Annotated in this window: 5 protein-coding genes; all 5 read right to left on the bottom strand. The window is 49.2% G+C overall.

Annotation, left to right across the window (positions count from 1 at the left end):
- Positions 1 to 857 precede the first annotated feature (857 nt).
- The 5 genes from K2G43_RS07210 to leuD all read right to left on the bottom strand — a co-directional run bounded on the left by K2G43_RS07210 (position 858) and on the right by leuD (position 5479).
- Positions 858 to 1238, bottom strand: a complete 381-nt coding sequence (locus tag K2G43_RS07210) for a hypothetical protein (RefSeq protein ID WP_300153797.1) — start codon at positions 1236 to 1238, stop codon at positions 858 to 860.
- Positions 1239 to 1735: 497 nt separating this feature from the next.
- A complete protein-coding gene (leuB, locus tag K2G43_RS07215; protein WP_300153799.1) occupies positions 1736 to 2797 on the bottom strand; it encodes a 3-isopropylmalate dehydrogenase in 1062 nt (353 codons plus the stop codon).
- Between the two features lie 65 nt (positions 2798 to 2862).
- Entirely contained in the window at positions 2863 to 4389 is a 1527-nt protein-coding gene (locus K2G43_RS07220; protein ID WP_297644322.1) for an alpha-isopropylmalate synthase regulatory domain-containing protein, read from the bottom strand.
- Between the two features lie 35 nt (positions 4390 to 4424).
- On the bottom strand, positions 4425 to 4880 hold the full coding sequence (locus K2G43_RS07225; RefSeq protein ID WP_300153801.1) for a GxxExxY protein: 456 nt from the start codon (positions 4878 to 4880) through the stop codon (positions 4425 to 4427).
- On the bottom strand, positions 4877 to 5479 hold the full coding sequence (gene leuD / locus K2G43_RS07230; RefSeq protein ID WP_300153803.1) for a 3-isopropylmalate dehydratase small subunit: 603 nt from the start codon (positions 5477 to 5479) through the stop codon (positions 4877 to 4879). Before leuD ends, K2G43_RS07225 begins: the two co-directional genes overlap by 4 nt.
- Between the last annotated feature and the right edge of the window lie 28 nt (positions 5480 to 5507).

A 5507-nucleotide genomic window follows, 5' to 3' on the forward strand; every position in this document is an offset into this window, starting at 1 on the left:
ATCTATCAGTTAATTACACAAAAACATATAGTTTCCATCATTCATCGGGTAATGCTATTCAACATTTTTAATAATTTTCATGATGTAAATATTTATATACTTCAAAAGAACAAAAAAAGAATCGTCCAGAAGGAGTAGTTATATGCTTCCGTGCAAGCAAAAAGTAGAATAATTTTTGACACATTCAAAAAAGAAAACGATATGGAAGACACGGCTTCATTGAACAGAGGTACACGGCTTTTTCATTTACGGGAGTTATAGGAGTTATCACTTCGCTTCATCAGGAATGAAAGCCGACCGGATAACTCCCTTTAATTCCTCTCATTCCCTTAAATGAATCGTGAACGGAGGTGACTATTCGCCTATCGTGACATGTATAACGTATTCATTTCCAATGTAGGGATGTACCCCCGGTGCATCCGGAATACCGGCCGATGGCGTGCAAATAAGCGGCTGTAGCAAGGTTGAGCCCTACAAGCTATTGAACTCCCATAGAATCTTACATCAATATATCGCTGAAAGGAAAAAAACACAAGATGAATCATCTGGCATGGCAGATTTACCGAATAAATCATACTTCCATTTTCTTTGACAAATTAGAATCTTTTCCTTTATCCACCTCACTGAAATAGGGTCCATAAGTGGACCCTGGACCCTGGTGGACCCTATTCCCTTTTCATACCGTCCTCCAATGATATATAATACATTGGCAATCAAGCACTAAACGAAAATAAGTATATATTTCCATAAAATTGTCCGCTACATAACATCCGGCATATATATAGGGAAACGCCTTCGTTTTTATTGCAGAAAAATAATTACTAATAAGGCCTTTTTACACACACACTCTCACCTTCTCATTTTGCTCTTTTCAACTCTATTCGCTCTAACCATTGGGCGACAGCCTTTTTTGCCGATAGTGGACTCACGACTTCTCCACCAATCTTCTGTTCCAATTGTTCCTTTACCACACGAGCTACATCACCACCATCTACTGCGCACTGCATATTCTCACCCCATGTTTGTGGATTCATTTGATCAAGACGAATGGAAGCGACATGCGCCATCCATTGTTTAAAAGGCTCTGCCTTGGGAGACAGTATGGATTGGATGATGCAAAAAATGCCCTCGGCTATCGCTGTCATTTCTTTATGCTTTTTACCATCATCACTGACTAAAGGAACCAGGGTACAAATTGTACCCCAGTTGGATTTCAAACCCTCATCCCGGCTTTTCATTTTCTTAATGTATTGCTTAGGGTCTGCACTATCAGTTAATATAAATATGAGAAATAATTTGCTCTTCCATTACTATTTCTTAGATTTATCAGGTTACAAATCACAAAAATAGAGAATTATTTCTATTTGCCACACAAAAGGACTATTTTAAACAATGTATCTAAAAATCTTTCAAAAAAGAATTAGTCATCACAAACCTAAGTACAACCTACAAACCTCTATTTTATCAACCCTTATTTTCCCTTGCATAATCCCTGTTTGACAAACGCAAGTGTCTGTCATCTTGAACACAAGCGTCTGTCACGACAAACACAAGTCTTTGTCACGTTGAACACAAGTGTCTGTTAGGGCCATTCTAACAGGCTGGTATTCTGATATTTTATACAGACAAATACATTTTACCCGGTGGAACGAGCGATTCCACTCAAATGCAAAAAAGGCTGCCCTACCCTCGTAAAGCAGCCTTCGCCCCATCAACAGACTTTGATGGATGGAAATCAATAGTTCCGGATGGTCTCCACAATCCAGGCCCCCACTTCTTTCGTGCCATACTTCTCTCCGCCCTCCACTTGTATTTCGGGGGTGCGTACATTGGCATCGAGCGAAGCATCCACTGCCTTGCGAATCAGCGCGCCTTCCTCTTTCAGGTCGAAGTACTCGAACAGCATGGCGACGGAGAGGATTTGCGCCAACGGATTGGCGATGTTCAGGCCTTTGGCTTGCGGCCAACTGCCGTGGATGGGTTCGAAGACGGGAGTGCTCTCGCCGGTGGAGGCGGAAGGAAGCAGCCCCATGGAACCGCTGATGCAAGAGCCCTCGTCCGTGAGGATGTCGCCGAAGGTGTTTTCAGTGACCATCACATCGAAGAATTTCGGTTCCTGAATCATCTTCATGGCGGCGTTGTCCACATACATGTAGTCGGTGGTGACTTCAGGGTAGCGGGGAGCCATCTCCTGGGCAATCTGGCGCCAGAGGCGACTGGAGGCAAGCACGTTCGCCTTATCCACCACCGTCAGGTGCTTGCGGCGCTTCATGGCGTACTCGAAGCCCACTTTCAGGATGCGCTCTATCTCGGGACGGGTGTAGTAGTTGGTGTCATACGCCTTGTCGTTGTCCTGGTATTTCTCGCCGAAGTACATGCCGCCGGTCAGCTCGCGGATGCAGATAAAATCGGCACCGTCCACCAGCTCGGCACGGAGGGGCGATTTGTGGAGCAGACACTTGAAGGTCTGCACGGGACGGATGTTGGCAAACAGTCCCAGCTTCTTGCGCATCGCCAGCAGGCCTTGTTCAGGGCGCACTTTGGCGGTGGGGTTGTTGTCGAATTTCGGGTCGCCCACGGCGGAGAAGAGAACGGCATCCGCCTGCTTGCAAGCCTGATACGTCGCCTCCGGGAAGGGGTCGCCCACTTTGTCTATCGCATCCGCGCCGCAGATGGCATATTCATAACTCACGTTGTGTCCGAATTTCTCGCAAACGGCGCTCATCACGTCCACCCCTACGGCAGAAATCTCGGGGCCGATGCCGTCACCGGCCAATACTGCAATTTTAAAGTCCATAATCTTCTTATTTCTTTATTTGTTATTCCTTATTCTTTAATAGTTCTTCCACTTTCTCCTTATCCTCATCCCCTCATTCCTTCCTCTTCATACTCCTTTTCGATGATGTTCAGCATCTTCACCGTTGCCTTGATGGCGGCTTCTGTCTGGTCGGCATCGAGGCCACGCGTACGGAATACCTTGTCTTCGAAACTCCAGGTGATGACGGTCTGCACAAAGGCATCGGTACGACCGCCGGGAGGGATAGTCACGGCATAGTTGGTCAGCATCGGGAACTTACGGCCTAAAGTGACTTTATAGACCTTGCGCAGGGCACGCACAAAGGCATCGTACTGACCGTCGCCACTGGAACTCTCTTCATACTCCTTGCCGTTGATTTCTATTTTCAACGTTGCCATCGGCTTCAGCCCGTAGGCAAGGTTCACGATGTAGCTTTTGAGTCTGACACGGTCTTCCAGCACGCCATGCTTCAGGACATCGGAAACGATGTAGGGAAGGTCTTCCTGGGTCACCAGTTCCTTCTTGTCGCCCAATTCGATGATGCGTGCCGTGACCTTGCGCATGGATTCCTCGTCAAGTTGCAGCCCCAGGTCTTCGAGGTTCTTGCGGATGTTCGCCTTGCCGCTGTTCTTGCCGAGGGCGTACTCGCGCCGACGACCGAAACGTTCAGGCAAGAGGTCGTTGCAATAGAGGTTGCTCTTGTTGTCGCCGTCGGCATGAACACCAGCCACTTGGGTGAATACGTTTTCGCCCACGATGGGCTTATTGGCGGGAATGACGATGCCTGAATAGGACTCTACCACGCGGCTCACATCGTTCAGACGACTCTCATCGATGTGGGTGACTGCACTGAAATGATCTTTCAATATCGCCTGCACACTGGCTAAAGGAGCGTTTCCGGCACGCTCGCCCAGCCCGTTGATGGTGGTGTGCAGTCCCCGACAGCCGCTCAGCACGGCGGCGAGGACGTTGGAGACGGCAAGGTCATAGTCGTTGTGGGCATGGAAGTCGAAGTGTGCCTCGGGGTAGCGCTTCACCATCTTCCGCATGAACTCTATGACTTGCAGCGGATTAAGGATGCCTAAAGTGTCGGGCAGCATGTAGCGTTGTATGTTGGTACGCGACAGGGCATCCATCAGGGTGAAGACGTAGTCGGGCGAATGCTTCATGCCGTTGCTCCAATCTTCCAGATAGACGTTGACCTCCATGTCCTGCTCGTTGGCATAATTCACTACGGCCAGAATGTCTTCGATGTGCTCCTCCGGCGACTTCCGGAGCTGGCAGGCGCAATGTTTCAGAGAGCCTTTGCAGAGCAGGTTGATGACGCGACAGCCGGTGGCGTGAATCCAATCCACCGAAGCATGCCCGTCCACAAAGCCGAGTACTTCGACCTTCGGAAGGAGGTTGCGGCGTGCCGCCCAGTCGCATATCATCTTCACCGCATCGAACTCGCCATCGGAGACACGGGCGGAGGCGACTTCCAGGCGATCCACCTTCAGCTCCTCCAGAAGCAGACGGGCTATCATCAGTTTCTCGTGGGGCACAAAGGAGACTCCGCTGGTCTGTTCGCCATCGCGGAGGGTGGTATCCATGATTTCTATTTTAGGGTGATTCATAATTATAAGGGTTATGTAGATTGGCACGCAGATGACGCGGATTCGACGGATGAACGCAGATTTCTTTTTCGTTCGTTGGCGAATACTTTCCGTTTGAATTGGGGACGTTCGCCGAAGTTCAGGAGTAAACCGACTTCAATCTCGGTTGATTTCAGGTAGTTTATCAACTGTAATTCATGCTCATGGCAGAGGTTTTCCGCAGCTTTCAGCTCAAGGATGATGCTTTGATTGACGAGTATGTCAGCATAATAATCCCCCACCTTGCATCCCTTAAAATATACTTCTATATGCTTCTGTGCCTCGCATGAAAAACCGCGCCTCTTCAGTTCCTGAAAGAGCGCATTCTGATATCCCCTCTCCAAGAACCCATATCCAAAGGCATTATACACCTCATAAAAGGCCGCTATAATCCCCTCCGTCTCCTCTCTAAACAATAAATCCGTGTCCATCCGCCCAATCCGCGTCATCCGCGTGCCATTAACGATTCGTACTCTTCTATCTTCCCTTTGTTCTCCACCAAGAAGTCGATGTCATCCAGTCCGTTCATCAGGCAATGCTTCTTGTAGGCATTGATTTCAAAGCGTTCGCTCTTGCCCGTGGCGCGGTTCGTGACGGTCTGCGTGGGAAGGTTTACCTCGACTTCCATCTTCGGGTCTTTTTCTATCGAGTCGAACAGCTCTTGCAGGAACGCTTCGCTTACCACTACGGGAAGCACGAAGTTGTTCAGCTCGTTGTTCTTATGGATGTCGGCGAAGAAGCTCGATATTACTACCCGGAAGCCGTAGCCGGCAATTGCCCAGGCGGCATGCTCGCGGCTGGAACCGGAACCGAAGTTCTTGCCCGCCACCAGAATCTGTCCGCCGTAAGCGGGATTGTTCAAGACGAAGTCCGGATTCAGCGTGCCGTCCGGACGGTAGCGCCAGTCGCGGAAGAGATTGTCGCCGAAAAACTTCTCCTCGCGCGTGGTAGCTTTCAGAAAGCGGGCGGGGATGATTTGGTCCGTATCCACATTCTCCATCGGGAGGGGGACACAGGTGCTGATGATTGTATTGAATTTCTGTTTCATTGTTCGATTATCCATTTTCCATTATCCA

This window comes from Bacteroides sp. (assembly GCF_029057325.1).
Classification (GTDB): domain Bacteria; phylum Bacteroidota; class Bacteroidia; order Bacteroidales; family Bacteroidaceae; genus Bacteroides.

What these genes read in the sequence shown, in the direction of transcription:
- leuB (WP_300153799.1), bottom strand. Translation starts at nt 2,797, where the DNA reads ATGGACTTTAAAATTGCAGTATTGGCCGGTGACGGCATCGGCCCCGAG.
- leuD (WP_300153803.1), bottom strand. Translation starts at nt 5,479, where the DNA reads ATGAAACAGAAATTCAATACAATCATCAGCACCTGTGTCCCCCTCCCG.
- K2G43_RS07210 (WP_300153797.1), bottom strand. Translation starts at nt 1,238, where the DNA reads ATGAAAAGCCGGGATGAGGGTTTGAAATCCAACTGGGGTACAATTTGT.
- K2G43_RS07225 (WP_300153801.1), bottom strand. Translation starts at nt 4,880, where the DNA reads ATGACGCGGATTGGGCGGATGGACACGGATTTATTGTTTAGAGAGGAG.
- K2G43_RS07220 (WP_297644322.1), bottom strand. Translation starts at nt 4,389, where the DNA reads ATGGATACCACCCTCCGCGATGGCGAACAGACCAGCGGAGTCTCCTTT.